Annotated in this window: 23 protein-coding genes; 10 read left to right on the forward strand and 13 right to left on the reverse strand. The window is 70.4% G+C overall.

The genetic code is table 11. The features are described 5' to 3' along the window. Positions 1-2: 2 nt before the first annotated feature. From E9232_RS33120 to E9232_RS33130, 3 genes are read right to left on the reverse strand one after another with little or no spacing between them, the layout of a single operon-like run. Positions 3-2,468 (reverse strand): fimbria/pilus outer membrane usher protein, encoded by a 2,466-nt coding sequence (locus E9232_RS33120; protein ID WP_309801543.1) that lies wholly within the window; start codon positions 2,466-2,468, stop codon positions 3-5. Beyond that, entirely contained in the window at positions 2,431-3,153 is a 723-nt protein-coding gene (locus E9232_RS33125; RefSeq protein WP_309801544.1) for a fimbrial biogenesis chaperone, read from the reverse strand. The genes E9232_RS33120 and E9232_RS33125 overlap by 38 nt, the downstream gene beginning before the upstream one ends. A gap of 22 nt (positions 3,154-3,175) precedes the next feature. Then, positions 3,176-3,724 (reverse strand): Csu type fimbrial protein, encoded by a 549-nt coding sequence (locus E9232_RS33130; protein WP_309801545.1) that lies wholly within the window; start codon positions 3,722-3,724, stop codon positions 3,176-3,178. 552 nt (positions 3,725-4,276) lie between these two features. Here E9232_RS33130 and E9232_RS33135 point away from each other — a divergent pair. The 3 genes from E9232_RS33135 to E9232_RS33145 all read left to right on the forward strand — a co-directional run bounded on the left by E9232_RS33135 (position 4,277) and on the right by E9232_RS33145 (position 5,861). Next, the gene (locus tag E9232_RS33135; protein WP_309801546.1) at positions 4,277-4,930 is read left to right on the forward strand and encodes a trimeric intracellular cation channel family protein; all 654 of its coding nucleotides are present in this window, start codon (positions 4,277-4,279) and stop codon (positions 4,928-4,930) included. 38 nt (positions 4,931-4,968) lie between these two features. Then, positions 4,969-5,565 (forward strand): UdgX family uracil-DNA binding protein, encoded by a 597-nt coding sequence (locus E9232_RS33140; protein WP_309801547.1) that lies wholly within the window; start codon positions 4,969-4,971, stop codon positions 5,563-5,565. 62 nt (positions 5,566-5,627) lie between these two features. Continuing rightward, a complete protein-coding gene (locus tag E9232_RS33145; RefSeq protein ID WP_309801549.1) occupies positions 5,628-5,861 on the forward strand; it encodes a dodecin in 234 nt (77 codons plus the stop codon). Positions 5,862-5,899: 38 nt separating this feature from the next. On the opposite strand, the gene pseG is transcribed toward E9232_RS33145, so the two are convergent. Both pseG and E9232_RS33155 read right to left on the reverse strand, forming a co-directional pair. Then, positions 5,900-6,958, reverse strand: a complete 1,059-nt coding sequence (gene pseG / locus E9232_RS33150) for a UDP-2,4-diacetamido-2,4,6-trideoxy-beta-L-altropyranose hydrolase (protein WP_309801550.1) — start codon at positions 6,956-6,958, stop codon at positions 5,900-5,902. Continuing rightward, entirely contained in the window at positions 6,942-7,265 is a 324-nt protein-coding gene (locus tag E9232_RS33155) for a cupin domain-containing protein (RefSeq protein ID WP_309801551.1), read from the reverse strand. The genes pseG and E9232_RS33155 overlap by 17 nt, the downstream gene beginning before the upstream one ends. A gap of 159 nt (positions 7,266-7,424) precedes the next feature. Here E9232_RS33155 and E9232_RS33160 point away from each other — a divergent pair, with 159 nt between their 5' ends. The 3 genes from E9232_RS33160 to E9232_RS33170 are packed head-to-tail and all read left to right on the forward strand — an operon-like array spanning position 7,425 to position 10,771. Next, positions 7,425-8,357: a substrate-binding domain-containing protein gene (locus E9232_RS33160; protein ID WP_309801553.1), complete on the forward strand. Its 933-nt coding sequence runs from the start codon at positions 7,425-7,427 to the stop codon at positions 8,355-8,357. Between the two features lie 27 nt (positions 8,358-8,384). Further along, positions 8,385-9,335 (forward strand): ABC transporter permease, encoded by a 951-nt coding sequence (locus E9232_RS33165; protein ID WP_309801555.1) that lies wholly within the window; start codon positions 8,385-8,387, stop codon positions 9,333-9,335. After that, a complete protein-coding gene (locus tag E9232_RS33170; protein WP_309801556.1) occupies positions 9,332-10,771 on the forward strand; it encodes a xylulokinase in 1,440 nt (479 codons plus the stop codon). Before E9232_RS33165 ends, E9232_RS33170 begins: the two co-directional genes overlap by 4 nt. 72 nt (positions 10,772-10,843) lie before the next feature. Here the strand turns inward: E9232_RS33170 and E9232_RS33175 are convergent, their stop codons facing one another. The 6 genes from E9232_RS33175 to E9232_RS33200 all read right to left on the reverse strand — a co-directional run bounded on the left by E9232_RS33175 (position 10,844) and on the right by E9232_RS33200 (position 17,627). Further along, entirely contained in the window at positions 10,844-12,874 is a 2,031-nt protein-coding gene (locus E9232_RS33175) for a beta strand repeat-containing protein (RefSeq protein WP_309801557.1), read from the reverse strand. 525 nt (positions 12,875-13,399) lie between these two features. After that, positions 13,400-14,425: a LacI family DNA-binding transcriptional regulator gene (locus E9232_RS33180; protein ID WP_309801558.1), complete on the reverse strand. Its 1,026-nt coding sequence runs from the start codon at positions 14,423-14,425 to the stop codon at positions 13,400-13,402. Between the two features lie 135 nt (positions 14,426-14,560). Continuing rightward, entirely contained in the window at positions 14,561-15,031 is a 471-nt protein-coding gene (locus E9232_RS33185; RefSeq protein WP_309801559.1) for a DUF2269 family protein, read from the reverse strand. Continuing rightward, positions 15,031-16,326: an SDR family oxidoreductase gene (locus E9232_RS33190; protein WP_309801561.1), complete on the reverse strand. Its 1,296-nt coding sequence runs from the start codon at positions 16,324-16,326 to the stop codon at positions 15,031-15,033. The genes E9232_RS33185 and E9232_RS33190 overlap by 1 nt, the downstream gene beginning before the upstream one ends. Positions 16,327-16,551: 225 nt before the next feature. Continuing rightward, a complete protein-coding gene (locus E9232_RS33195; RefSeq protein ID WP_309801562.1) occupies positions 16,552-17,013 on the reverse strand; it encodes an OsmC family protein in 462 nt (153 codons plus the stop codon). Next, positions 17,010-17,627, reverse strand: coding sequence for a GntR family transcriptional regulator (locus E9232_RS33200; protein WP_309801563.1), 618 nt, complete (start codon positions 17,625-17,627; stop codon positions 17,010-17,012). The genes E9232_RS33195 and E9232_RS33200 overlap by 4 nt, the downstream gene beginning before the upstream one ends. Before the next feature lie 114 nt (positions 17,628-17,741). Here E9232_RS33200 and E9232_RS33205 point away from each other — a divergent pair, with 114 nt between their 5' ends. The 3 genes from E9232_RS33205 to E9232_RS33215 all read left to right on the forward strand — a co-directional run bounded on the left by E9232_RS33205 (position 17,742) and on the right by E9232_RS33215 (position 21,612). Then, positions 17,742-19,193, forward strand: a complete 1,452-nt coding sequence (locus tag E9232_RS33205) for a phospholipase D-like domain-containing protein (protein WP_309801565.1) — start codon at positions 17,742-17,744, stop codon at positions 19,191-19,193. Between the two features lie 103 nt (positions 19,194-19,296). Next, positions 19,297-19,872, forward strand: coding sequence for a DUF2585 domain-containing protein (locus E9232_RS33210; RefSeq protein WP_309801566.1), 576 nt, complete (start codon positions 19,297-19,299; stop codon positions 19,870-19,872). Positions 19,873-19,893: 21 nt separating this feature from the next. Beyond that, a complete protein-coding gene (locus tag E9232_RS33215; RefSeq protein ID WP_309801567.1) occupies positions 19,894-21,612 on the forward strand; it encodes an ABC transporter ATP-binding protein in 1,719 nt (572 codons plus the stop codon). Between the two features lie 19 nt (positions 21,613-21,631). Here E9232_RS33215 and E9232_RS33220 read toward each other — a convergent pair whose 3' ends face one another. Together E9232_RS33220 and E9232_RS33225 are read right to left on the reverse strand one after the other, a co-directional pair. Further along, entirely contained in the window at positions 21,632-22,528 is an 897-nt protein-coding gene (locus E9232_RS33220) for an alpha/beta fold hydrolase (protein WP_309801568.1), read from the reverse strand. Between the two features lie 43 nt (positions 22,529-22,571). After that, a complete protein-coding gene (locus tag E9232_RS33225) occupies positions 22,572-23,363 on the reverse strand; it encodes a PhzF family protein (protein WP_309801570.1) in 792 nt (263 codons plus the stop codon). A 152-nt stretch (positions 23,364-23,515) separates the two neighbouring features. On the opposite strand from E9232_RS33225, the gene E9232_RS33230 reads away from it, so the two are divergent. Continuing rightward, on the forward strand, positions 23,516-25,228 hold the full coding sequence (locus tag E9232_RS33230; protein WP_309801571.1) for a calcium-binding protein: 1,713 nt from the start codon (positions 23,516-23,518) through the stop codon (positions 25,226-25,228). The last annotated feature ends 207 nt before the right edge of the window (positions 25,229-25,435 follow it).

Genomic DNA, 25,435 nt, shown 5'->3' on the forward strand with positions numbered 1-25,435 from the left:
TCTCAACGGCATGGGACGGGGCCGATTTCGGGCTGGGCGCCCGGCACCGACTGGTAGTCGAAGCTGGCGCGGCAGCTGCCGGCGGCTTCGGGCAGGGTGACGGTGACGCTGTTCCGGCCGGCCAGGCCGGTCAGCCAGGTGCGGCCGTCATAGCCGGCGACGGTGGCCTGGTCGGTGCCGTCGAGCTGGACCACGGCGCCGACCGGCAGCGCCTTGCCGTCCGGCCCGGTCAGGCTGACGATCGCGGCGTCGACCTTCCTGACCCCGAAATCGACCACGGCGCCGGAACGGTCGGCCGGGACCACCACGGTCTGGGTCGCGTCCGGCTGCAGGTCGAGCGCCAGGTTGGCCGGATCGATCGAGATCGTGTTGTTCTGGTACGACTGCAGATAGGGCACGAAGGCGCGGCCGCCGGAATTGGTGGTGGCGACCCGGCGGTTGTTGAGCGAGACGTCGACATTGGGGCCGCCGGCCTTGACCACGGCGAAGGCGTCGTCGACCCGGTTGGCCAGGAACACCCCGCCGCCGGCGGCGACGATCGAGCCTTCGACCGTGCCGGTGACGCGGCCGAGGTCGCCGGACTGTTCGAGCGATCCGGACATGTAGGCGACGGCGGCGCGGTAGTTGACCGAAGCGGCGCGGTTGCCGGTGCCGTCGACGGCCTCCTGGTCGCGGACCGACCAGCCGAGCGAGCCTTCCTCGAGCCGGGCCGACTTGGTCAGGCTGGTGTCGAAGCTGGTGCGGTTGCCAGTGCGCGAGACATTGGCCGAGCCGGTGATGTCGCCGCCCAGGGGAATGGTGACGCCGGCGAAGATGCCGTAGTTGCTGCGGTCGTCGAAATCGCCGTAGCCGGTGACGTAGACCGAGACGTCGTCGAACACCGTCCGCGACCAGGAGGCGGTGAGGATGCTGGAATCGCCGTCCTTGCCGGCGCCGCGGATGCGGGAATAGCCCAGGCTGAGCGAGGACGGGTCGAAGCCGAGCGGGAAGGACAGGCCGACGCGGTCGACCTCGCGGGCCCGGGCCGAGATCGGGGCGTCGTTGTTGTGGCGGCGGTCGACCACCAGGCCGATGTCGTTGTAGTCGCCGATCATGCGGTCGGCGCCGACATAGAAGGAATAGCCGTTGCGCGAGACCTGGTAGAAGGCCGAGACCTTGCCGCCGGTCTCGTCCCCATCCTTGCCGCCGTATCGGCTGCCGGTCAGCGAGGCGTTGACGGCGCCGTAGGGGCCCATGCTGGCGACGAAGCCGGCGCCGCCATTGACCAGGCCGCGGGTGGCCTCGACATGGCTTTCCAGGGTGAGCCAGTCGTCCAGGCCGTAGCGCATGCTGGCCGACCCGGCGAGGCTGCGGTCGTATTTGAACGAGCTGTCGCCATAGCCGAGACGGACGAAGCCGAGTTCGGCGGAGAAGTCGAAATAGCCGGCGCGCAGCATGTCGGGCGCGAAGAAGTAGGAGCGCTGGGTGACGACCTCGCGGCCCAGCGCATCCTTCATGACGATGCGGGCGTCGCCGCCGCCGCCGAGGAAGGGCAGGCCGGTGAAGTCGAACGGCCCGGCCGGGACCTCGCCGGAGAACACCTTGATGTTGTTGAGGTAGAGGTCGAGCGTGGACGGGACCGAGGCGGTGCCGCTGAGGTTGGGCACCGGGCTGGTCACCAGGTCCGGCCGGATGTCGAAGTTGCGTTTGATCTGGATGCCGCCGAGCCGGTAGGACGAGTTCCAGGACAGCGAGCCGGAGATGGTGTCGCCGACCTGGTAGACCAGCAGGTTCTCGGGGTCGGTGTAGCGCCAGGTGCTGTCCAGCCGGGTCAGGCCGTTGCTGCGATCGTCGAGATGGTCGAAGGCGTTGACCCGGGCCAGCGCGGTGTTGGAGAGGATGCCGTAGGGCGTCAGCAGCCGGGCGTCGAAGCTGCCGCTCAGCGTGCTCGACGTGCTGCCGCCGCCCCAGTCGTACTGGGACGTGCCGTACAGCGTGTAGTTCATCAGGAAGCCGAGGTCGGACCGCACCGCGGACAGGTCGACCGGCCGGCTGCCGGCGCCGACATCGACGCTGGTGGGCACGCGGGCGTCCTCGGGGGCGGTGAAGACCACGATCTGCCTGGGCTCGTCATAGCGCCAGGTGACGCCGGCCAGGCTGTCCAGCGGGATCAGCCCGGCATCGTCGACGGTGCCGATCTTCGGCTTGATGCCGGCGGTCTGCAGGTCGCCGGGGGTGGCGGCCAGGTGGCCGTTCGGCAGGCGCTTGAAGGTGGCGAGGGTGCCGGTCGAGCGGTCGTTGACGGTGACGCCGAGCAGCAGGTCCTGGCTGTCGCCGGACATGTCCTGGGGGGACACGTCCTGGGGCGCCGGCACGTCCTGCGCCGCCGCCGGTGCCGCGGCACCGGTGGTGGCGAGGATGGCGAGCAGGCAGCAGGCGGCGATGCGCGACTTAACGGCCCGCGACGGTCGCCGTCTGGTTGACTGCATAGTCGTCCCCGTTGGCCGTGATGTTGACGCTGCTGCCGGGCTGGATGCGCTGGGCCCCGGCGGCCGCGGTCCAGCGCTTGGTGCTGCCCGGCAGGACGTAGCCGTTCAGCCCCTGGCCGAAGGAGACCCGGCCGGCAGGGGAGGCGACCGTCAGATTGGCGATCTTGGCGTGGCGGTTGCCGGTGTTGGTGGCCTCGACCACCAGGCCGCTGCCGTCGCGGCGCACGTCCCAGCGCAGCTCGGCGCCGGCGCTGCGGTCGGCGAAGAACACCGGGATGGAATAGCGGATGACCAGGTTGACCGCGTCGGCCGGGCGCCGGACGTTGACATCCGGCAGCTCGTCGACCAGCAGGCGATAGGTCTCCTCGCCGGCGGTGACGGGCGCCGCAGTGCGGGCGACGCGGATGGTGTAGGTGGTGCCCGGCTGCAGCGTGGCGGCCGGCGGGCTGGCCACCACATCCTTGGCGGGCGCCAGTTGGTCGTCGCCGCCGGTCTGCGTCCAGCCGTAGACACGGACCTGGACGTTGACCGGGCGGTCGCCGTTGTTGCGGAGATTGACGGAAGCCGCCTGGGCCGGCGCGGTCAGGTCGACGGTGACGGGCGACACCTGGAGGGATGCCGCCCGACCGTCCTGCGCGAAGACCAACCCAGGGACAACCGCGAGTAGCGCGAGAAGACGGCGCATCGGGGTGTCCTCAGGGTCCGGATCAGTAGGTGACGGTGATGGTGACGGTGTCGGTGTAGACGCCGGCCGTCGGGGTGGTCTGCGGCGGGACGCGGCCGAACACCTGGCTGCTCTGCACCGTGCCGTCGGCGGTCTTGGAGACGACGTTGCCGCCGGCGCCGGTGGTGTTGCCCCAGACCGTGGTGCGGGCCGAATCCTGGTACAGCTGGTAGCTGACGAATTCGGTGCCGGTCTTCATCCGACGGGTGGTGACGTCACCCGGGGTGGCGGGGTTGGTGCCGGCGTTCAGGCCGATCTGGTAGGCGGTGCCGTTGGTGCACTGCACCTGGATCGAGCCTTGGCCGCTGGTCGAGGTCTGGCCGTCGACATTGCTGTTCAGCACGCCGTGGCTGCCGAAATCCAGGATGGCGTCGCCAGCGCCGGTGCCGCCGCTGCCGGCATTGACCTGGCATTCCTTGGTGATGGTGATCTTGACCTGCAGATTGCCGGTCGCGGTCGCGGCATCCGCGACGGTGAACCACCCGGTCGCGGCCAGGGCGGCCGCGGCGAGGATCGGGGTAACAGCCTTCATTATCCACTCCAGAGATGTGTTGTGACAGCCCGGGCTTCTTGACTGCCCGGTTCAGCCCGCATCCCCCTTTGGCCGCGCCGGCGCCGCGAGAAAGCAGGGCCGGCTGGACGAGTCGTGCGATCTGAAATGTGCGGTCCATGCGGCCCCCGGTTCCCCCCGGCAGCGCATTGGATCCGATTTATAATAAATTTTAGGTAATTTTGATCAAAGTCGGCAAGTAGGAATTTCCGGCGTTCCGAAGAAATGTTCCCAAGAAAATCGTCATAGGAGAAAATTCTTTTCCGAATCAAAGAGATGGATCAGGCGACCGGGCGTCCGCCTTACGGATCTGCAAAGCCGCCGCGCTTGTGGAGGGGGCGGCGTCCTACCGCGTTATGCAGCGACCTGGCCGATCCATCGATGCCGCGCCGAATCACCTGCTGCGGCGATGATGCCGGTGCCGTGTCGTCGGGCTCGCCGTCCGCCGCCCGTCCTGATATCGGTGCGGGATCACCGGGCCGGCGCGCCGCCGCACCGGAAGCGGATGGCGCAGTCCATCGGGGGGCGGATGGGATGCTCGGTACGATCGGGGCTTGGCTGGACTGGATCGGCGTGGCCGTCTTCGCCCTCACCGGGGCGCTGGTCGCCGCGCGCCGGCAGGCCGACCCGATCGGCTTCGCCATCCTTGCCACCACCACCGGCATCGGCGGCGGCACCCTGCGCGACCTGCTGCTCGGGGCCGGCCCGGTTTTCTGGATCACCGATCCGGTCGACCTGCTGATCTGCGTTGGCGTCGCCATGGTGGTCTTCTTCGGCCACCCGACCTTCCCGATCCGGGCCGGGGACGGCCGCCGCCGCCGGGTCATCGTCTGGGCCGATGCGGTCGGCATGGCGCTGTTCGCCGTGACCGGGGCCGAGAAGGCGCTGGGCGCCGGGGCGCCGGCGGTCTCGGCGATCGTGCTCGGCACCATGACCGCCACCTTCGGCGGCATCATCCGCGACGTCATCATCGGCCAGGTCACGCTGATCGTCAGCGGCGAGATCTACATCACCGCCGCCGCCTTCGGCGCCACCGTCTACGTGCTGGCGCGGCTCACCTTCGGTGATGCCCTGCTGGCCGCCTGCCTCGGCGCGGGGGCCGCCTTCGGCCTGCGGGCGCTGGCGATCGGGCTCGGCTGGTCGCTGCCGCGGTTTCCGCCGTCGCCGCCGGATCCGCCGCCCGCCTGATCGCGGAACCGGCCGCGCGGCCTCGCCATTGTCCAGGCATGGCCACGCCATCCCTGAAGACCCTGGCGGCCCAGGCGCGCCGTTGCGAGCGCTGCCCGCTCTACCGGGCCGCGACGCAGACGGTGTTCGGGGAAGGGCCGGCGGATGCGACGATCGTCTTCGTCGGCGAGCAGCCGGGCGACCAGGAGGACCGGCAGGGCAGGCCCTTCGTCGGCCCGGCCGGGACCATCTTCGACAAGGCCCTGGCCGAGGCCGGCATCGCCCGCGACCGGGTCTACGTCACCAATGCGGTCAAGCATTTCAAGTTCGTGCCGCGCGGCAAGCGCCGGCTGCACAAATCCCCCGACAGCTATGAGATCGACCGCTGCAAATGGTGGCTCGACCGCGAACTGGCGGCGATCCGGCCGTGTCTGACCGTGGCCCTCGGCGCCACCGCGGCGCGGGCGCTGACCGGGCGGCCGGTCACCATCTCCCGCAGCCGCGGGCAGGTCATCGATCTCCCGGACGGCCGGCGCGGCCTGATCACCACGCATCCGTCGGCGCTGCTGCGGATGCCGGGCGCGGAGGCGCGGCAGCGGGCCTATGCCGAGTTCGTCAAGGACTTGGCCCTCGCGGCCGATGCGATCACAGTCTAGCGGCGGAACCGACCTTCACCCGTCCATTCCCCGGAAGAGACGAACAGAAGAGGAAAGCGATCATGGGAAACGTCTACGCCATCACCGAGCTGGCCGGGTCATCCGAACTGGGCCTCGAGGATGCGATCCAGGGCGCCATCGCCACCGCGTCGAAGACCCTGCGCAATCTCGACTGGTTCGAGGTCAAGGAGATGCGCGGCCACATCAAGGACGGCAAGGTCGCCCATTACCAGGTCGTGGTGCGCCTCGGCTTCCGCTACGACGACAAGCTGCCCGGCACCGCCCCGCTCGGCTGATTGCCGCGTCGCCGGCCGGGCTGGTTCAGGCCAGCCGGTCAGTGCAGCCCGGCCAGCATCGCCGCCGCGACCCGTTCGGCGCCGTGGCCGTCGCACAGCGCGGCGGAGGCCAGGGACAGCCGGTGCAGCCGGTCGGGGTCGCCGAGGAAATCCGCGACCGCGTCCCGGATCGCGGCATCGTCCAGCGCCGCCGCGTCGCCGGCCAGGGCGACGATGCCGGCTTCGTCCAGCGCCTGGGCGGTCGGGCGCTGGTTGTCGGCCAGGATGAAGGCTAGGGTGGGCAAGCCCAGGCAGCACCGCTCCCAGCTGCTGCTGCCCATCGCGCCGATCGCCGCATCCGCCTCCAGCATCGCCTGCGCCATGTCCTCCAGCCCGACATGGCAGCGCAGGCGCGGATCGGCGGCGGCGATGGTCCGCACCCAGGCGATGCTCGGGGCGGTGGGGCCCAGCACGATGTCGGCGCGGGTGAAATCCGGGATGGTCGCCAGCGCGGTGCAGACCCGGCCGGTGATGCCGCCGACATCGGTCAGGCCGAGGGACACCAGCAGGGTCCTGGCCGGCGAGGGGCTTTGCCGCCGCTCCAGCGCCGCCGGCCGCAGCGCCGGGAAATCCGGCCGCAGCAGCGCGTAGTCCAGGCCGATCATGCGCCGGCAGCCCGCCGGCAGCAGCGGGTCGTAGGCGGCGGGATCGGTGCCGAAATTCTGGTTCAGCAGCAGGTCGCACCGATGCGGCGCCGCGACCAGGTCGTCGATCACCAGGACGCGTCGCGCCGCGGCGGCGACCGCCTGTTCCTCGGGGGCGGTCCAGCGGTAGAGGTCGCAGACCACGACATCCGCGCCATCCGGCCATTCCGACCGGATCGCCGCCACCGTCTCCTCCGGCCCGGGGCCGACGATGCGGACCGTGGCGGAATCGAGGGCCGGCACCGTCGCCGGCGCCGCCGCGTTGACCAGGAACAGCGAGTCCGCCCCGCGATCCGCCAGCGCCCGGGCCAGCGACAGGCAGCGCATGCCATGGCCGCCGCCGATCGCGGCCGACGCTTCCAGCCGGAAGGCGATGCGGGGCCTGCCCCGACCGGCGTCAGACGGCACGGCCATCCAGCGCCTCCGGCCGCTTGATCTCGATCTCGACGAAGGCGACCGGGTGCGGCGATCCGTTCATCACATCGTGGCGGATGCCGGCGGGGCGGCGGTAGGACTGGCCCTCGGCCAGCGGCACCGCCGTCTCGGTCTCGCCATCGTGGATCCGCAGGGTCCCGGCCTTCAGCATGACGACGAAATAGGGATGACCGTGCTCGTGCCATCCGGTGGCGGCGCCCGGTTCGAAATCCCACCGTGTGATCCGGACGACATCATCGTCCTGCTGCACGGTCGGCGTCGCCCGCGGCGCGCTGTGGAAGGCCATGTCATCCCCCAATTCCGGGTCGGTCGCATCGGCCGCCACACTGCCGGCTGGGGCGGGTGTGAAGCAAGCGATGGCGGCGCCGGCGCGATGCATGGCGGTGTCGTTGTCAGCCCCGGTCGAAAGAGGCTAGACAGGACGAAACCTTCGGGAGAGGCGGGGATGATGCGGGGATCGGCACGGGGTGGCGCCGCGATGGTGGCGGCGGTGCTGGCAGCGGGCCTCGCAGGTCCGGCGGCGGCCGAGACGGTGTCGGTGCTGACGCCCTACCTCTCCGCGGTCGCGACCGGCGAGATGGTCGAAACCCTGAAGGCCGACGCCGCGGCGCGCGGCTGGACCGTCTCGGTGGTCGACACCGCGGGCGATTTCGGTGCCCTGGCCAGCCGGGTCGAGGATGTGGTCAACGCCCGCACCAGCGCCATCGTGCTGGTCTCGCTCAACCCGGCGCAGATCCAGGACCAGGTCGGCAAGGCCGCGGCCGCCGGCATCCCGGTCTTCACCATCGACGGCGCCGCCGGGCCGGGCGTGACGCTGAACGTCACCTCGGACAACCACGCCCTGGGCAAGGCCATGACCGACTACCTGTTCGGCCGGCTGGGCGGCCACGGCGCCATCGTCCGCTTCTTCTTCTCCGCCCATCCCGGCGTGCATCAGCGCGAGATTGCGCTCGACGAGGCGCTGCAGGCCACGCCGGGCATCCGCCAGGTGGCCGACCACTACGTCCAGGTGCCGGGCCAGATCGACGACAGCCGCAACGCGATGGAGGCGATGCTGGCGGCCAACCCGGCGCCGGGCGCGATCAACGCGGTCTGGGCGGCCTGGGACGAGCCGGGGATCGGCGCCCTGCTGGCGCTGCAGGCGGCCGGGCGCAGCGACATCGTCATCACCGGGATCGACGGCAACCCCCAGGCGCTGGACCTGATCCGGCAATGCACGCCCTTCATCGCCACGGTGCGGCAGAACTTCGCCGACATGTCGCGGATCACGGTCGAGCAGATGGCCAAGGTCTTCGCCGGGGCGGCGCCGGATGCGGCCGAACTGTACGCCCCCGGCACGCTGATCACGCGCGAGAGCCTCGGCGTGACCTGCCCGTGACCCTGGCAGCCGGGCGGAGGGTGGGACATGCGGGCTGAGGCGCCGACCCGGCTGGTCGAGCGCTTCGGCACGCCGGCGGCGCTGGCCCTGATCGCGCTGGGCTTCGGCCTGGCGCGGCCGGACGCCTTCGCCACCGCGGCCAACCTGCTCGCCGTCACCCAGCAGATGGCGATCCTGGCGATCGTCGCCACGGCGGCGACCTTCGTCATGGTGATCGGCGAATTCGACCTCTCGGTCGGCTTCGTCGCCTCCCTGGCCGGCGTGCTGGTGGTCAAGCTGCTCGCCGCCGGCTTCGGCGTGGCACCGTCGATCCTGCTGACGCTGGGCGCCTGCGCCGCGGTCGGCGCGGTCAACGGGCTGGTGGTGCACGGGCTGCGCGCACCGTCCTTCATCGCCACCCTGGCGATCGGCACCATCGTCTCCGGCCTGGCCTATTGGCTGTCCGGCGGCGCCAGCCTGTTCCAGGGCATCCCGGCCGGTTTCACCGTGCTGGCCCGGGCCGCGGCCGGGCCGGTGCCGGTGCTGACGCTGTGGATGCTGGCGGTGCTGCTAGCCGCCGGCGGCACCCTGGCCGCGACCGTGTTCGGCCGGCGGCTGATCGCGATCGGCAGCAACCGCGAGGCGGCGCGCCTCTCCGGCGTGGCGATCGGCCGGCCGATCGTCGCCGTCTTCGCCATCGCAGCGGGGCTGTCCGGCCTGGCCGGGGTGCTGTTGGCGGCCCGGCTGGGCAGCGTCCAGCACACCATGGGTGAAGGCCTGCTGCTGCCGGCCTATGCCGCCGTGTTCCTCGGCATGACCGCGTTCCGCGGCGGCCGGCCGAACATGCTCGGCACCGCCGTCGGCGTCGCCATCATCGCGGTGCTGGCCAACGGGCTGACCATCCTCAATGTCGAACCCTTCTTCCAGAAGATGGTGACCGGCGCGATCATCATCGCCGCGGTGATGTTGCGCCGCTTCGGCATGGCGGCGGCCCGATGAGCGTCCTCCTGGTCTTCGATCTCGGCAGCACCGCGCTGAAGCTGGTTGCCTTCGCCGAGGACGGCCGCCCGGCGCAGCAGGTCGAAGTGCGATACCCCACCCGGGCGACGCCCGATGGCGGGCAGGAGCAGGATCCGGAGGATTGGTGGAACGCCGCCTCCGCCGCCTGCTCCTGTCTCCCGGCAGCGATGCGCGATTCGGTCCGGGCGATCGCGCTGGTCGGCACCATGGAAAACCTGGTGCCGCTCGACGTCGATGGCCGGCCGGTGCGGCCGGCGCTGCTGTACAGCGACGGGCGCAGCAGGTCGGTGTTCCCGGCGATCCGCGACCGGCTGCTGGCCACGGGCAGTGCGGCCGTGCTGGGCAACGCGCCCGGGCCACTGAACACGCTGTGCAAATTCCTCTGGCTGCAGCAGGCCGAACCGGAGGCGGCACGGCGGGTCGCCACCATCCTGCCGGGGGCGAAGGATTATCTGGCACTGCGCCTGACCGGCGAGATCGTCACCGACCCCACCGCCGCCACCACGGTGGGGCTGATGGACCTGGCGCGGCGCGACTGGTCGGCCGTCCTGGTCGAAGCGGCCGGCCTCGATCCGGCCCTGCTGCCGCCGATCCGGCCGGCCGACACGGTGATCGGCACCTTGCGGCCGGACGCGGCGGCGGCGCTCGGTCTGTCCCCGGGCTGCCCGGTGGTGAATGGCTGCGGCGACGCCGCAGCCTCGACCGTCGGCGCCGCCGCCGACGGCCAGCTGCATGTCTATCTCGGCACCAGTGGTTGGGTCGCGCGCAGCCGGCCGCTCGATCCCGCGGTGCCGCCGCGGGCCTTCACCACGCTGGCGCATCCGCGGGCCGGCTGGGCGCTCGAGATCGCGCCGCTGCTCACCGCCGGCGACGCCGCCGGCTGGTTCGGCCGGATCGCCGGGGCCGATCTGGCGGTGCTGGACGCCGAGGCGGCGGCGGCGGATGCGGCACCGCCGGAGACGCTGTTCCTGCCCTATCTCAAGGGTGAACGCTCGCCCTTCGTCGACCTGGCGCTGCGCGGCGCGCTGCTCGATCTCGACATCACCCAGGGCCGCGGCGCCCTGCACTATGCGGTGCTGGACGGGGTGGCGCTGGCGCTGCGCAACAATCTCGACGCGATGGCGGCGGTGCCGGGCCCGATCCGGCTGACCGGCGGCGGCGGCGCCAGCCGGATCTGGCCGCAGCTGATCGCCGACGCCTGCAGCCGCACGGTCGAATGCGCCGACCTGCCGACCGCGACCACGGCGATGGGCGGCTATCGCATCGCCGCGGCGACGCTGGGCTGGCCGACGCCGCCGGATCGGATCGGCGCCGTCCATCGGCCGCGGCCGGAGCGTGCGGACCGCTCCGCGCGTCGGCTCGTCCGGTTCCGGCGTGCGACCGACGAGGCCCGGCGGCGGGCCGCCGGCGACTAGGCAAAGCAAGACTGGGCAAAGAAAAGGGCCGCCCCACCGGGCGGCCCTGCTGATGCGCAGATTTCGGCTGGGTTACAGCACGAAGTCGGTCGCGGCGAAGTTGATCGAACCGTCGGCATGGATCGTCAGATCCGCCACGCCATCGCCATTGACGTCGGCCTGGATGGTGGTGTTGCCGCCGCTGATCTCGTAGCGCAGCTCCCCCGCCACATGGCTGAAGGCCGAGTTGCCGATGAAGTTGAAGGTCTGGTCGCCGGCGACGCCGCTGTTGGCGTCGACCGCCGCCAGGTCGATCTTGTCGCCCTGGTTGGTCGCGAAGTCGACGATGCGATCGGCGGTGGCGCCGGTGCTGTCGCTGACCGAAGCGTAGATGAAGTGGTCCGCCCCGGCGTCGCCGACCAGCGTGTCGCGGCCACCGCCGCCCCGCAGCGCGTCATCGCCGTTGTAGCCGCGCAGCGAGTTGGCGTTCGCATCGCCGATCAGCACGTCGCTGAAGTTCGAACCGCCGAGGTTCTCGACATCGATCAGGATGTCGCCCTGGGCATGGCCGCCGATGCCCTGGCCGGTGGTCAGGTTCACCTGCACGCCGGCATTGCTCTCGTAGTAGTAGGCCGTGTCGATGCCGGCGCCGCCATTGAGGGTGTCGGCACCCAGGCCGCTGCGCAGGTCGTCATTTCCGGCGCCGCCGCTGAGCACGTCGTTGCCGTCGCCGCCGCGCAGCTGGTTGTTGCTGGCGTCGCCGGTCAGCGTGTCGGCGAAGTGCGAGCCGATCAGCTTTTCGATGCCGCTCAGCGTGTCGCCCTGGGCGTCGCCGCCGATGCCGGTGCCGGTCGAGAGGTCGACGCTCACCGCGGCCGAGGACTTCTCGTAGCTCGCCGTGTCGCCGGTGCCGGCGCCGCCGTTCAGCACGTCCGCCCCGGCGCCACCGACCAGGTAGTCGTCGCCTTCGTTGCCGTTGAGGATGTCGTTTCCGGCGAGGCCGCCAAGCTGGTTGGCCTGGGAGTCGCCGGTGATGACGTCGTTGAAGGCGGAGCCGGCGACGTTCTCGACATTGACGATCGAATCGCCGGCTGCCTCGCCACCGGTGTTGATGTTGGTGGCCAGGTTGACGGTCACGGCGGCGTGGGAGTTCGAATAGTAGATGGTGTCGATGCCGGAGCCGCCGTCGATGGCATCGGCGCCCGCGCCACCGACGATGGTGTCGTTGCCGCCGGCACCATTGATCACGTCGTCGCCGTTGTAGCCGTTCAGGGTGTTGGCGTTGCCGTCGCCGGTCAGCTTGTCGTTGAAGATGCTGCCGGTCAGGTTCTCGATGGCGATCAGCACATCGCCCGAGGCGTGGCCGCCGGTGTTGATGCCGGTGCTCAGATTCACCGAGACGGCGGCGTTGGAGTTCGAGTAGCTGGCCGTGTCGCTGCCGATGCCGCCATCCAGCGTGTCCCCGCCGGCCCCACCCACCAGGGTGTCGTCGCCGTTGCCGCCCGAGAGGATGTTGACCGCGGCGCTGCCGATCAGCAGGTCGTTGAAGCGCGAGCCGATGACGTTCTCGATGGCGATCAGCGTGTCGCCCTGGGCATCGCCGCCGGAACCCGTCTCGCTGGTCAGGTTGACGGTGACGCCCGCACTCGACTCGACGTAGTTCGCGGTGTCGATGCCGGTGCCGCCATCCATCCGGTCGGCACCCGCGCCACCGATCAGCAGGTCATTGCCGGCGCCGCCGAAGATGGTGTCGTCGCCGGCCAGGCCGGCCAGCGTGTTGGCCGTGGCGTCGCCGGTGATGCTGTCGGCGAAGGCCGACCCGACCACGTTCTCGAAGCCGAGGCTGACCAGGTCGCCGGTGGCGTCGCCGCCGTTCGACAGGCTGATCAGGCCGAGCAGGCCGGGTTCGAGGCTGACATTCACCGCCGCGGGAGAGGTCTGGTAGCTCAGGGTGTCGAGGCCGTCGCCGCCGCTCAGCACGTCGGCGCCGCCCTTGCCTTCGATCACGTCGTTGCCGTCACCGCCGCTGATAAAATCGATGATGTTGCCGCCGGTGAGGACGTCGTCGTTGCTGTCCTCGAGATTGATGCCCAGCAGCCCCAGGAGGTCCAAAGATAGTGCCATAATCGTTCTCCGCTATCGCGTTCTAGTACCGTGACCTAGCGCTGCCGGCAGACGGCGCCGCTTCTCGACCTACGATCACAAAATCATCGCTGCTACACAACTTAAAGGATCATGACAAAAGGAGGAGGTCTGTTTGCTTGGACAAGATTTGCAGGAGCTTTGATTATCAGATTGCGATTTCTCGGTGAAAAATTTCTGCAGAGTATTTTATAATTTCTGGTGAAAGGAATATTATTTCGTGAAATGCCATGGCAGGAGAAAATTGTCTCATGCGGGAGCGGCTTCGTTGCGAAGTGCGAATGGATGGCGGGCCTGAGCTCCGGAAGCATCCAGGGCGGGAAATTTAATTTCCGAAACTGAGCGCTATATATCTCTTAAATGCGCTTTCTGCATATGCGCCATGCGGGCGTCACATGCCATAGTATGGGGCCGAACGGCGTGATTCGCGGGCTGTCCCCCAGGTTTCCATCATGAAATCCCCCGGAGGCGACGCCCCAATTCCACGGATACACGCGAATCGGGTGCTCAGCGCGACCGGCAGGGGCCGGTGGAACCGCGGATGATCAGCTCGGTCGGGAGGGTCACGACCCGCTCCGCCGGCGCGTCGCCCACAATCAGGAGGTGCAGCATCATCATCGCCTGTTCGCCCATCGCCAGCCGCGGCTGGCGGACCGTGGTCAGGGGTGGATCGAACGCCTCGGCGAAGGGTATGTCGTCGAATCCGGCGACCGAGATGTCCTGCGGCGCCCGCAGCCCGGCCGCGTGGATCGCGCTCAGCACACCCATGGCGGCTTCGTCGCTGGCGACGAAGATCGCGGTCGGCGGTTCGGGCAGGGCCAGCAGGGCCCGGCCGGCGGCCGCCCCGGACGGCACCCGGAAATCGCCCGGGGCGACCAGGTCGTCCCCGGCCGGCAGCCCGGCATCGCGCAGCGCCGCGCGCCAGCCGTCCAGCCGGTCGCGGGCGATGGCCTGGTCCAGCGGCCCGGTGACATGGGCGATGCGGCGATGGCCCAGGCCGATCAGGTGCCGGGTGATCTCGGCCGCCGCCGCCCGGTTGTCGATCCGCACGATCGGCAGGTCGTGGCCGGGCACGGGTTCGGAGGCCAGCACGATCGGCACCCGCCGCACGGCAGGGTCGTCGAGGTCGGGGATCCGCCCGGTCAGCACGATCATGCCGTCGGCCCGCCGCGACAGCACCAGCCGCAGATAGTCGCGCTCCTGCGCCGGGTCGTCGTCGGTGTTGCCCATCAGCACGTTGAAGCCCAGGCGCCGCGCCGTCCGCTCCACGCCGCGGAAGATCTCGGGGTAGAACGGGTTCACGATGTCGCGGACCAGCACCAGGATGGCGCCCGCCTCGTGCCGGCGCAGGCCGCGGGCCAGCAGGTTGGGGGTGTAGCCGGCCTCGGCCACGGCGCGCAGCACCTGGGCCCGGGTCTCCTCGGCCACCATCGCCGGCCGCATCAGCGTGCGAGAGACGGTGGCGGTCGAGACTCCGGCCAACCGGGCGATGTCGCGGATCGTCGGCGTCGCCTCGGGGCGCTGGCCGCTCATGCCTGGCCGATCATCGACTGCCACCGCTGCCCTGGTCCCCGCATCCCGCCCCGCCGGCGACGAGGCCGACGCTGCAACCTGCCGGCAATGGCCGGGCGAATGCAACGGATGGCATCGGCGGGCCCGGCCGCTCCGTCACAGCTCCGGCTTGGCCACCATCAGCCACAGGATGCCCAGCACGGCGGCGAAGGCGGGAAAGCCGAAGGCGAACCAGATGTGGTACAGCCGCCGGTACTCCGGCGGCAGCGCCGCGCCGCGCGCGACGGCATCGCGGGCCAGGTTGCGCATCCGCCATTGCAGCCACACCACCGGCAGCCAGAAGGCCCCGGCGACGAGATAGAGCAGGAGGCTGAGCCCGATCCAGCCCTCGAACAGGGGATAGCCGGCGGTCCGCGCCAGCAGCGCGCCGGTGATCGGCTGGACCACGACGGCGGAGGCGGTGAACAGCATGTCGGCGATCACCACCACCCCGGCGGTGTGGGCGATCAGCGCCGCGTCGCCGGTGCGGTGCGCCATGACCATGAAGAAGGCGATGCCGGCGCCGGTGCCGAACAGCACGGTGGCGCCGATCACATGCAGGGTCTTCAGCAGCTCGTAGGTATCCATCAGCGCTCATCCAGCATCGCCAGGGCGGCCAGGGCCAGCACCGCGCCGGGGATCACCTTGACCAGGGGGCCCAGCGGGTCGGCCCACAGGTCGGGGCGCAGCAGGGTGCCGCCGAGCAGATAGGCGGCGGAGACCGCGACCATGCCGAGCAGCGCCGGCCCGGCGCTGCGCCGGAAACAGGCCAGGACCGCCAGCGTCAGGTCGACCGCCGAGCCGATGCCCACCGTTGCGACGGCCAGCCCGGCCGGCACTCCGGCGTCGCGCAGCACCGCGGCGGCCTGGTCGAGGCGTGCCAGGCCGATCAGGCCGGAGGCCAGCCAGAACAGAATCAGCGCCGCGAAGGCCAACGGCTTGAGGAAGTAGAGCCGGGCGAACCAGCGCTCCTGCACCCCCGACGGCCAGCCGGCCAGCATCTCGGCCAGGGATCGGGGGCGGAGCCCGAGCACCCGCTGCCAGGTCTTGCCGTCGCCGGCGATGCCCATGCGCAGCTGGGCCAGGGCGGTGCTGCGCATCGGGCTGCGCCAGCCCAGCCGGGCGATCGCATCGCTGGCGACGGCCGAGATCCGGGCCAGCCCCGTCGGCAGGCGCAGCACCGGCGCCGGGGGCAGGCCCAGCCAGCCGCGCAGCGCGACCAGCAGCTCGGCCAGCCGCACCGGATCGGGATGCATCAGGTCGAGCGCGATCCGGGCCGGTGCGGCGGGGTCGATGGCGCGGCCCACGGCTTCGGCGACATCCTCGGCCGAGACGAGCTGCACCACGCTGTCGGCATGGACCGCGGGGATGATGCCGGGAAAGCCGGCCAGGCCGCGCAGCAGGGCGGTGCCGCCATAGGCGGCGGGCGCCAGCACCAGGCCGGGGCGCAGCACCACCCAGTCGAGGTCGAGGCCGGCCAGCGCCGCCTCTGCCGCCTGCTTGGTGGCGTTGAACGCGGTCTCGCGCCCGGCGCCGACGGCGGCGGCCGAGACATGCACCACCCGGCGGATGCCCGCCGCGGCGCAGGCGCGGTACAGCGCCAGGGCGCCGTCGACATGCACGGCGCGCAGGTCGTCGCGCGGGCTGTCCTGCAGCGCGCCGGCGCAGTTGACCACGGCGTCGATGCCGGCGAGATGCGGGGCCCAATCCTGCGGCCGCCGCATCGCCGCCAGATCGGCCGCGACCCAGCGCGCATAGGGGAACCGCCGCGCCGCCATCCGGATCTCGCGCCCGGCGCCGACCACGGCATGGCCCTGCCGGTGCAGCCGGCTGAGGACATAGCCGCCGATCAGCCCGTAGCCGCCGATCACCAGAACCCGCATGGATGCTCCGAATCCCCCATCAGCCAACGCGGCCCAAGATGCGGGGGCGTGTCGCCACCTGCAAGCGACGGCGCGGCGGCCTTAGAGACCGTTTGGAAATGCGCTGGCGTGAGTCGGCTGGCGGTGGTTTCGAGAACCGGAGCGCAGCGCACGTTTGGTGCGTGAGCACCGGAAGCGGAGAAACCGCCGTCAGACGGCCGCGCCAGTAGCATTTACAGACGGTCTCTAGTCCAGGCGGGTCTCGATCGCGGTCTTCACCGAATTGGCCAGGAAGCACTGGTCGTGCGCCGCATGGTGCATCGCCTCCTCGGCGGCGCGGTCGGGGGCCGTCCCGGCATAGGTCACGCGCGGGTTCAGCACAACGTGGGTGACGGCGAGCCGGCCGTCGCCGTTCTTCTCCATCACCCCCTCGGCGGTGTCGCTGTAGCTGTCGACGACGAATCGGCGCTTGGCCGCGATCGACAGGAAGGTCAGCATGTGGCAGCTGGCCAGGGCGGCGATATAGGCCTCCTCCGGATCGACCGGCTCCGAGGCCGAGAAGGGCAGCGGCACGACATGCGGGGAGGCCGAGGCCGGCACCTCGACGCCGCCGTCGAAGCGCCAGAGATGCACCCGGCTGTAGCGGCCGTCGGTGAAGGCGATGTCCGGCGGGCGCTGCCACAGCACGGTGGCCTGATAGTGGCTCATGGGGTGTCTCCCGGTTGCAGATCGACGGCTGCCCGCAGATGGGCGGCAAGGGCGGCGATTGCGGCGGCGGAGTCGCCGTCGCGGCAGGCCGCCAGGATACTCTCGTGCTGCGCCGCCATCGTGGCGCGGAAGACCGAGCCCGGGGGTTGCAGGGTGTAGGAGCGCCGGCCCTCGCGGCGCAGCGAATCGACCAGGCGCAGCATCCGGGCATTGCCGCAGGCGGCGTAGAGGGCGGCGTGGAAGGCGACGTCCAGCTCCTCGATCGCCGCCGGGTCCTCCTCCTCGACCAGATCCTCGGCCAGCCGCTCCGCCCGGCGCAGGGCGCGGGCGTCCAGCCGGGGCAGGGACAGGCGCAGGGCCTCGCCCTCGACCAGGATGCGCAGCGCCGCCAGCTCCCGCGCGTCCTCCGCCGACAGGCCGGCGACGGCCAGGCCGCGGTCGGACCGGCGCACCACCAGCCCTTCGGCCAGCAGCCGGTCCAGCGCCTGGCGCACCGGCTGGCGGCTGACGCCGAACCGGGTCGCCAGGATTTCCTGCCGCAGCACCGTGTCCGGCGGCAGGGCCCGGGTTTCGATGTCGTGCCGCAACATGTCGACGATCAGGTTTGGATCCATGGATCCAAACTATCGGTGCGAGCGGAGACCGTCAAGCGGGCGTTCGTCGCAGCCCCTTGCCCGGCGCCGCCGATACTGGGAGGGATAGGGCGAACCGGAGGACCTTGAGCGGCGATGAATGCCTTTTGGACGACCTACTGGCCGCACATCACCCTGGCGCTGAGCATCGTGGTCGGCGTCGGCGCCGCGATCCATGCGGCGATGACCAAGGAGGATGTGCGCGCCGCCACCGGCTGGGTCGGCGTCATCCTGCTCAGCCCGATCCTCGGCGCCTTCATCTATCTGGTGATCGGCATCAACCGGGTGCGCCGCGCCGCGATCGTGCGCCGCCGGCGCCGGGCCGGCGCCGAGGCGGGCGGCCGCGGGCCGGATGCGCAGGCCGCGGATGTCGTCCCGGCCTCCGCCCCGCAATTCGCGTCGCTGCAGCGGGTCGGCGACCGGATCTCGCCCTTCGTGGTGACGCCGGGCAACGACCTGGTGCTGCTCCACGGGGGCGACGAGACCTATCCGGCGATGCTGGCGGCGATCCGCGGCGCGCAATCCTCGATCGCGCTGCAGAGCTACATCTTCGACAACGACCCGGTCGGGCGCGAGATCGCCGAGGCGCTGATCGAGGCGCGCGGCCGCGGGGTCGAGGTGCGGGTGCTGATCGACGCCATCGGCGCGCGCTATTCGCGGCCGCCCATCATCCCGCTGCTGCGGGGCGGCGGCGTGACCACGGCGCGGTTCATGAGCAACATCATCGGGCTGAAGCTGCCCTATGCCAATCTGCGCAGCCACCGCAAGCTGCTGATCGTCGATGGCGAGACCGCCTTCACCGGCGGCATGAACATCCGGGCCGCGTTCACCACCGCCCATGCCGACGGCGAGCCGGCCCGCGACACCCATGCCCGCATCCGGGGGCCGCTGCTGCAGGCGCTGCACGCCGCCTTCGTCCAGGACTGGCGCTTCACCACCGGCGAGCGGCTGTCGGGCCGGGCCTGGCAGGTGCCGGCGCCGCCGGAAGGGTCGCCCGCATCGGTGCTGGCCCGCGCCATCCTGTCGGGCCCGGACCACGACCTCGGTTCCAACCACAGCCTGGTGATGGGGGCGATCGCGGTGGCGCAGGAGTCGATCCGGATCTGCTCGCCCTATTTCCTGCCCGACCAGATCCTGGTCGGCGCGCTGGCCGTCGCGGCACGGCGCGGCATCGCGGTCGACATCGTCATCCCCGACGCCAACAACCTCACCCTGGTCGACTACGCGATGACGGCGCAGCTCGACCAGCTGCTGGCGCCAGGCTGCCGCATCTGGCGGGCGACCGGCCCGTTCGACCATTCCAAGCTGATGGCGGTGGACGGCGCCTGGGCCCTGATCGGGTCCTCGAACCTCGATCCGCGCAGCCTGCGCCTGAACTTCGAGCTGGATGTCGAGATCTACGACCGCGGCATTGCCGGCGAGATCGACGCCGGCATCCGCCGCCGCATCGCCTCGGCCCGGGCCGAGACCCTGGCGACGCTGCGGGCCCGGCCGCTGCTGAAGCGGATCCGCAACCGCGCGGTCTGGCTGGCCTCGCCGTACCTCTAGGACGCTGCCATGCCCTCCGGGGTGGTTCGATTCGTCCATTGCGAATGGTTCGCAGCCATTCGGACGTGCTATGTCTGTTCCATCCTGGGGGGAGTCTCGAAGCGTGACCTGGTTCGACCGGCTGCCGCGGCGTGCCTACCTGCTGATCGGCCTCGGCCTGATCGCGGCGACGGCGGCCATCCTGCTGGCCATGGGCCGGGTGCCGATCTGCACCTGCGGCACGGTCAAGCTGTGGACGTCGGACGTGCTCAGCTCCGACAACTCACAGCACATCGCCGACTGGTACACGCCGTCGCACATCATCCACGGCTTCCTGTTCTTCGGCCTGCTGTGGCTGGTGGCCCGGCGCCTGCCGGTGAAGGCCCGGGCGATCATCGCCATCCTGGTCGAATGCGCCTGGGAGATCGCCGAGAACAGCCCTGTCATCATCGACCGCTACCGCGAGGCGACGATCGCGCTGGGCTACACCGGCGACAGCGTGATCAACTCGGTCTCCGACATCTCCTTCATGCTGCTCGGTTTCTTCTTCGCCTCGCGGGCGCCGCTGTGGCTGACCGTGGCGATCGCCATCTTCTTCGAACTGTTCACCGGCTGGCTGATCCGCGACAACCTGGCCCTGAACATCCTGATGCTGGTCCACCCGCTCGACTCGGTCCGGGCGTGGCAGGGCGGCGCCTGATTTTGCCGATAAGATGATCCGATGCTGAAGCGCTTCTTCGCCTATTACCGCCCCTATCGCCGGCTGTTCGTGCTCGACTTCTCCTGTGCCGTGGTGTCGGGGCTGCTCGAGCTCGGCTTCCCGATCGCGGTGAAGGTCTTCGTCGACAGCCTGCTGCCGAGCCAGAACTGGACCCTGATCGTGCTCGCCTCGGTCGGCCTGCTGGCGATCTACGTCGCCAACACCGGGCTGATGGCGATCGTGACCTATTGGGGCCACATGCTCGGCATCAACATCGAGACCGAGATGCGGCGAAAGGCCTTCGACCATCTGCAGAAGCTGTCCTTCGGGTTCTTCGACAACCAAAAGACCGGCCATCTCGTCGGCCGCCTGACCAAGGACCTCGAGGAGATCGGCGAGGTCGCGCATCACGGGCCGGAAGACCTGTTCATCGCGGTGATGACCTTCATCGGCGCCTTTGCGCTGATGCTCTCGGTCAATCTGCACCTCGCGCTGATCACCGCCGCGATCGTGCCGCTGACCGCCTGGGTCACCACCCGCTACGGCGGCCGCATGACCCGCAACTGGCAGGCGCTGTACGGCCGGGTCGGCAACTTCAACCACCGGATCGAGGAGAATGTCGGCGGCATCCGCGTGGTCCAGGCCTTCGCCAACGAGGACCACGAGCGCCGGCTGTTCGCCGAGGACAACCAGGGCTACCGCCGCACCAAGCTCGACGCCTACCGGATCATGGCGGCCAGCACCTCACTCAGCTATCTCAGCATGCGGCTGACCCAGATGGTGGTGATGATCGCCGGGGCGTATTTCGTGCTGACCGGGCAGCTCAGCGAAGGCGGCTTCGTCGGCTTCCTGCTGCTGGTCGGCGTGTTCTTCCGGCCGATCGACAAGATCAATTCGGTGATCGAGACCTATCCCAAGGGCATCGCCGGCTTCCGGCGCTACACCCAGCTCTTGGACACCGAGCCCGACATCGTCGACCGGCCGGGCGCCGTCGCCGTCTCGGGGCTGACCGGCGAGATCCGCTACGAGGGCATCAGCTTCGGCTACAGCGCCGAGAAGCCGGTGCTGCGCGGCATCGACCTCGCCATCCATGCCGGCGAGACCATCGCCTTCGTCGGCCCCTCCGGCGCCGGCAAGACCACCATCTGCTCGCTGCTGCCGCGCTTCTACGAGGTTCAGGCCGGCCGCATCACCATCGACGGCATCGACATCCGCGACATGACCCTGGCCTCGCTGCGCGGCCAGATCGGCATCGTGCAGCAGGACGTGTTCCTGTTCGCGGGCACCATCCGCGAGAACATCGCCTATGGCCGTCTCGGCGCCAGCGACGCCGACATCGCCGAGGCCGCGCGCCGGGCCCGGCTGGACGGCATGATCGCCGGCCTGCCCGAAGGCCTGGGCACGGTGATCGGCGAACGCGGGGTCAAGCTGTCGGGCGGCCAGAAGCAGCGCCTGGCGATCGCCCGCATGTTCCTGAAGAATCCGCCGATCCTGATCCTGGACGAGGCCACCTCGGCGCTGGACACCGAGACCGAGAAGGCGATCCAGCAGTCGCTGGCCGAGCTGTCGCAGGGCCGCACCACCCTGGTCATCGCCCACCGCCTGGCGACCATCCAGGACGCCGACCGCATCGTGGTGGTGGACGAAAGCGGCATCGCCGAACAGGGCCGGCACCAGGACCTGGTCGCGGCCCGCGGCATCTATCGCCGGCTGCACGACGCGCAGTACGGAATTCGCTGACCGGTCGTTCGGTCAATCGTCAGCCGGCCCAGCCCTTCACCGTCAGCATGGCATCGGCGAAAGCCGCGGGCGCCTCCTGCGGCAGGTTGTGGCCGATGCCTGGGGTGACCACCCGGTGCTCGTGCCGGCCGGTGAAGTGCGGGGCGTGCCCGGCGGTGCCGCCGATCGCCATCACCCCGTCGGCGTCGCCGTCCAAGGTCAGCGCCGGCACCGTGATCGGCGGCTGCGCCGCCAGCCGGCGCTCGACCGCCGCCACCGCAGGATCGCCGTCGACCAGGGCGTAGCGGTGGCGGTAGGAGTGGATCACCACCGCGACGAAATCGGGGTTGTCGAAGGCCCCGGCGCTGCGGTCGTAGGTGGCGTCGTCGAAGCGCCATTCCGGCGACCACAGCCGCCACAGCAGGCGGCACAGGTCGCGCCGGTTGCGCTCCAGCCCCAGCCGCCCACGCTCGCCATGGAAATAGTACTGGTACCAGTAGCGCAGCTCGGCCTCGGGGGACGCAGGCTCGCCCGACTTGGCGATGTTCTGGATGTTGTAGCCGTTGACCGAGACCAGGCCGCGCGCCCGTTCCGGCCACAGCGCCGCGACGATGCAGGCGGCCCGCCCGCCCCAGTCATAGCCGCCCAGCACCGCCGCTTCGATCTCCAGCGCATCCAGCAGCATCAGCAGATCATGGCCCAGCGCCGCCTGCTCGCCCGACCGCGGCGTGTCGGCCGACCGGAACCGGGTCGGGCCGTAGCCGCGCAGATAGGGCACGATCACCCGGGCGCCCTGGGCGGCGAGGCTCGGCGCCACCGCGTCGTAGCTGCGGATGTCGTAGGGGAAGCCGTGCAGCAGCACCGCCGGCCAGCCGGCCGGGTCGCCGGTCTCCTCATAGGCGACGGTCAGCACTCCGGCATCGATCTGCTTCAGCATGGCGGGACTCCTGAACCAACGCGGCATTGGAACACAGACTAGGTCACCCCGGCAGTCGGACCACCCCGCGCATGAAGGTCACGGCCTGGCCGGACAGCAGCACGCGGTCGCCTTGCAGCCGACAGCCCAGCCGGCCGCCGCGGCGCGAGCACTGCACCGCGCTCAGCACCGTCCGCCCCAGCTTGGCCGCCCAATACGGCACCAGCGTCGCATGGATCGACCCGGTCACCGGGTCCTCCGGGATGCCGTAGCTCGGCGCGAAATAGCGCGAGGCGATGTCGGCGCTGGCGCCGCGGCCGGTGACGACAAGGCCGAGCGGGTGCAGCCCGGCGATGCGCAGCAGGTCGGGCACCACCGCCCGCACCGCCGCCTCGTCCGGCAGCTCGACGAACAGGTTCTCGAAGTTGCGGAACACCGCCTGCACCTGGCCACCGAACAGCTCCGCCACCAGCGATGGCGGCGGGTCGGCCGGCTCGGGCGGCAGGGCCGGGATGTCGAGCACATAGCGGTCATCCGTCCGGGTCACCGCCAGCCGGCCGACCCGGGTGTGGAACGCCAGCTCTCCGGCCTCGCCCAGCTCGGCGGCCAGCACATGGGCGGTGGCCAGGGTGGCGTGGCCGCAGAAATCGACCTCGTGCACCGGGGTGAACCAGCGCAGGTCCCAGCCGGCCGCGGCGCGCCGGGCGAAGGCGGTCTCGGCCAGGTTGTTCTCCTCGGCGATCGCCTGCAGCACCGCATCCGGCAGCCAGTCGTCCAGGACCAGCACCGCCGCAGGGTTGCCGCCGAACACCCGGTCGGCGAAGGCATCGACCTGGTGCATCGTCAGCTCGCGCATCGCCCCTCCATCCCCGCCTCCTGCCCGGCCCGGCCGAATTCGCCGTGAAGTGACCTCGGTAACACGCGGATCGGCCCGGGGTGCGGCACCTTTGTCGTGATTTCACCAGGAGGCCGGCCGCCCGGCCAGCCTCGATAGAGGGAGCGATTATCATGGCCGTCATCAATGGCGACAATGGCAACAATATTCTCACCGGTACGGACGACGCCGACACCATCAACGGCTTCGGCGGCAACGACGTGGTCGAAGGCGAGAAGGGCGACGACATCGCCAACCTCGGCGACGGCAATGACAGCTTCGGCTGGGATCCGGGCGACGGCAGCGACTTCGTCGACGGCGGCAACGGCACCGACACGCTCGACTTCGACGGCGCCAATGCCGACGAGAGCATCCTGATCTTCGGCAATGCCGGGCAGGCGACCTTCTTCCGCGACATCGCCGCGGTGACCATGACCCTGGACAATGTCGAGCGCATCGATTTCGCCGCGCTCGGCGGGTCGGATTCGATCACGGTCAACAGCCTCGCCGGCACCGACGTCAAGCTGGTGGCGATCGACCTGGCCGGGACGCCCGGCGGCACCGTCGGCGACGGCGTGGAGGATTCGGTGATCGTCAACGGCGCTGCTGCCGCCGCCAGCGATGTGATCACGCTTTCGCTGTCGGGCACCGGCGCGGCCACGACCGTGCAGGTGAACGGCCTGGCGGCGCAGACGACGATCGGCCATTTCGATGCGGACGACCAGCTCTCGGTCAACGGGCTCGGCGGCAACGACCGGCTCGACGCGCGGGCACTGCCGGTGTCCATGACCCTCGTGCTCGACGGCGGCGAGGGCAACGACACCCTGATCGGTAGCGCCGGGGCGGACGTCCTGATCGGCGGTAACGGCAACGACGTCGTCGTCGGCGCCAAGGGTGACGACACCGCCTTCCTCGGCGCCGGGAACGACACCTTCTTCTGGGCGCCGGGCGACGGCAGCGACACGGTCGAAGGCGGGGCCGGCACCGATGATCTGAGTTTCCTCGGGGCGAATGCCGCCGAGACCATCGACATCTCGGCCGACCACAATCGGGCGACGTTCTTCCGCGACATCGCCGCGGTCAACATGGATCTGAACGACGTCGAACGCATCCAGTTCAGGGCGCTCGGCGGCACCGATCACGTCAACGTCCACGACCTGACCGGGACCGATCTCATCCGGGTCGGGATCGATCTGTCCGGCGCGGCGGATCCGGCGACCGGCGACGGCGCGGCCGACACGGTGGATGTGGACGGTACGGCCGGGGCCGACCGCGTCGCCGTCGTGTCCTCGGCGGTCACCGTCGGCATCGCCGGCCTCAAAGCCGTGGTCGCGATCACGCATTCCGAGACGATCGACCACCTGACGGTCGACGCCGGCGCCGGCAATGACACGATCAACGCCGCGGGCCTGGGTGCCGGCCAGCTTGGCCTGACCCTGGCCGGCGGGTCCGGCGACGACGCGCTGGTGGGCGGCGCCGGGGCCGACATCCTGCACGGCGATGCCGGGCGGGACTTCCTCGCGGGCGGCGCCGGGGCCGACCGCTTCGTGTTCGCCGCGGGCGACACCGGCCTGGGCGGCTCGGGCGACCGGATCAACGACTTCAGCCATGCCCAAGGCGACAAGATCGACCTCTCGGCGATCGATGCCAACACCGCGGTGGCCGGCGACCAGGCCTTCACCTTCATCGGCGCCGGCGCCTTCACCGGCGTGGCCGGCCAGTTGCAGGCCGTCAGCGGAGGCGGCCTGACCGCGGTCAACGGCGACGTGAACGGCGACGGCGTCGTCGACTTCACCGTCGTCCTGACCGGCGCGGTCGTCTTGACCGCGGGCGACTTCGTCCTCTGACCCGGTAAGGGGGCGGCCGCCCGGGCCAACATCCGGGCGGCCGCTGCGTTCGCCTCGAATTTAGGCTATATTGCAACGATCGCCGGTCGGCCGCAGTGGCAGCCGGCGCTCCGATATTGGCGACGTGATTTTCCTGCGGCGCGGCATCGTCCCGCCATTCTGATTGAGAGGAGGGGCCCTCGGCCCTTCTCGGAAGGGGATTTCAGG

Source organism: Inquilinus ginsengisoli, assembly GCF_031453975.1.
Taxonomy (GTDB): domain Bacteria; phylum Pseudomonadota; class Alphaproteobacteria; order DSM-16000; family Inquilinaceae; genus Inquilinus; species Inquilinus ginsengisoli_A.

What these genes read in the sequence shown, in the direction of transcription:
- E9232_RS33120 (WP_309801543.1), bottom strand. Translation starts at nt 2,468, where the DNA reads ATGCAGTCAACCAGACGGCGACCGTCGCGGGCCGTTAAGTCGCGCATC.
- E9232_RS33125 (WP_309801544.1), bottom strand. Translation starts at nt 3,153, where the DNA reads ATGCGCCGTCTTCTCGCGCTACTCGCGGTTGTCCCTGGGTTGGTCTTC.
- E9232_RS33130 (WP_309801545.1), bottom strand. Translation starts at nt 3,724, where the DNA reads ATGAAGGCTGTTACCCCGATCCTCGCCGCGGCCGCCCTGGCCGCGACC.
- E9232_RS33135 (WP_309801546.1), top strand. Translation starts at nt 4,277, where the DNA reads ATGCTCGGTACGATCGGGGCTTGGCTGGACTGGATCGGCGTGGCCGTC.
- E9232_RS33140 (WP_309801547.1), top strand. Translation starts at nt 4,969, where the DNA reads ATGGCCACGCCATCCCTGAAGACCCTGGCGGCCCAGGCGCGCCGTTGC.
- E9232_RS33145 (WP_309801549.1), top strand. Translation starts at nt 5,628, where the DNA reads ATGGGAAACGTCTACGCCATCACCGAGCTGGCCGGGTCATCCGAACTG.
- pseG (WP_309801550.1), bottom strand. Translation starts at nt 6,958, where the DNA reads ATGGCCGTGCCGTCTGACGCCGGTCGGGGCAGGCCCCGCATCGCCTTC.
- E9232_RS33155 (WP_309801551.1), bottom strand. Translation starts at nt 7,265, where the DNA reads ATGGCCTTCCACAGCGCGCCGCGGGCGACGCCGACCGTGCAGCAGGAC.
- E9232_RS33160 (WP_309801553.1), top strand. Translation starts at nt 7,425, where the DNA reads ATGATGCGGGGATCGGCACGGGGTGGCGCCGCGATGGTGGCGGCGGTG.
- E9232_RS33165 (WP_309801555.1), top strand. Translation starts at nt 8,385, where the DNA reads ATGCGGGCTGAGGCGCCGACCCGGCTGGTCGAGCGCTTCGGCACGCCG.
- E9232_RS33170 (WP_309801556.1), top strand. Translation starts at nt 9,332, where the DNA reads ATGAGCGTCCTCCTGGTCTTCGATCTCGGCAGCACCGCGCTGAAGCTG.
- E9232_RS33175 (WP_309801557.1), bottom strand. Translation starts at nt 12,874, where the DNA reads ATGGCACTATCTTTGGACCTCCTGGGGCTGCTGGGCATCAATCTCGAG.
- E9232_RS33180 (WP_309801558.1), bottom strand. Translation starts at nt 14,425, where the DNA reads ATGAGCGGCCAGCGCCCCGAGGCGACGCCGACGATCCGCGACATCGCC.
- E9232_RS33185 (WP_309801559.1), bottom strand. Translation starts at nt 15,031, where the DNA reads ATGGATACCTACGAGCTGCTGAAGACCCTGCATGTGATCGGCGCCACC.
- E9232_RS33190 (WP_309801561.1), bottom strand. Translation starts at nt 16,326, where the DNA reads ATGCGGGTTCTGGTGATCGGCGGCTACGGGCTGATCGGCGGCTATGTC.
- E9232_RS33195 (WP_309801562.1), bottom strand. Translation starts at nt 17,013, where the DNA reads ATGAGCCACTATCAGGCCACCGTGCTGTGGCAGCGCCCGCCGGACATC.
- E9232_RS33200 (WP_309801563.1), bottom strand. Translation starts at nt 17,627, where the DNA reads ATGGATCCAAACCTGATCGTCGACATGTTGCGGCACGACATCGAAACC.
- E9232_RS33205 (WP_309801565.1), top strand. Translation starts at nt 17,742, where the DNA reads ATGAATGCCTTTTGGACGACCTACTGGCCGCACATCACCCTGGCGCTG.
- E9232_RS33215 (WP_309801567.1), top strand. Translation starts at nt 19,894, where the DNA reads ATGCTGAAGCGCTTCTTCGCCTATTACCGCCCCTATCGCCGGCTGTTC.
- E9232_RS33220 (WP_309801568.1), bottom strand. Translation starts at nt 22,528, where the DNA reads ATGCTGAAGCAGATCGATGCCGGAGTGCTGACCGTCGCCTATGAGGAG.
- E9232_RS33225 (WP_309801570.1), bottom strand. Translation starts at nt 23,363, where the DNA reads ATGCGCGAGCTGACGATGCACCAGGTCGATGCCTTCGCCGACCGGGTG.
- E9232_RS33230 (WP_309801571.1), top strand. Translation starts at nt 23,516, where the DNA reads ATGGCCGTCATCAATGGCGACAATGGCAACAATATTCTCACCGGTACG.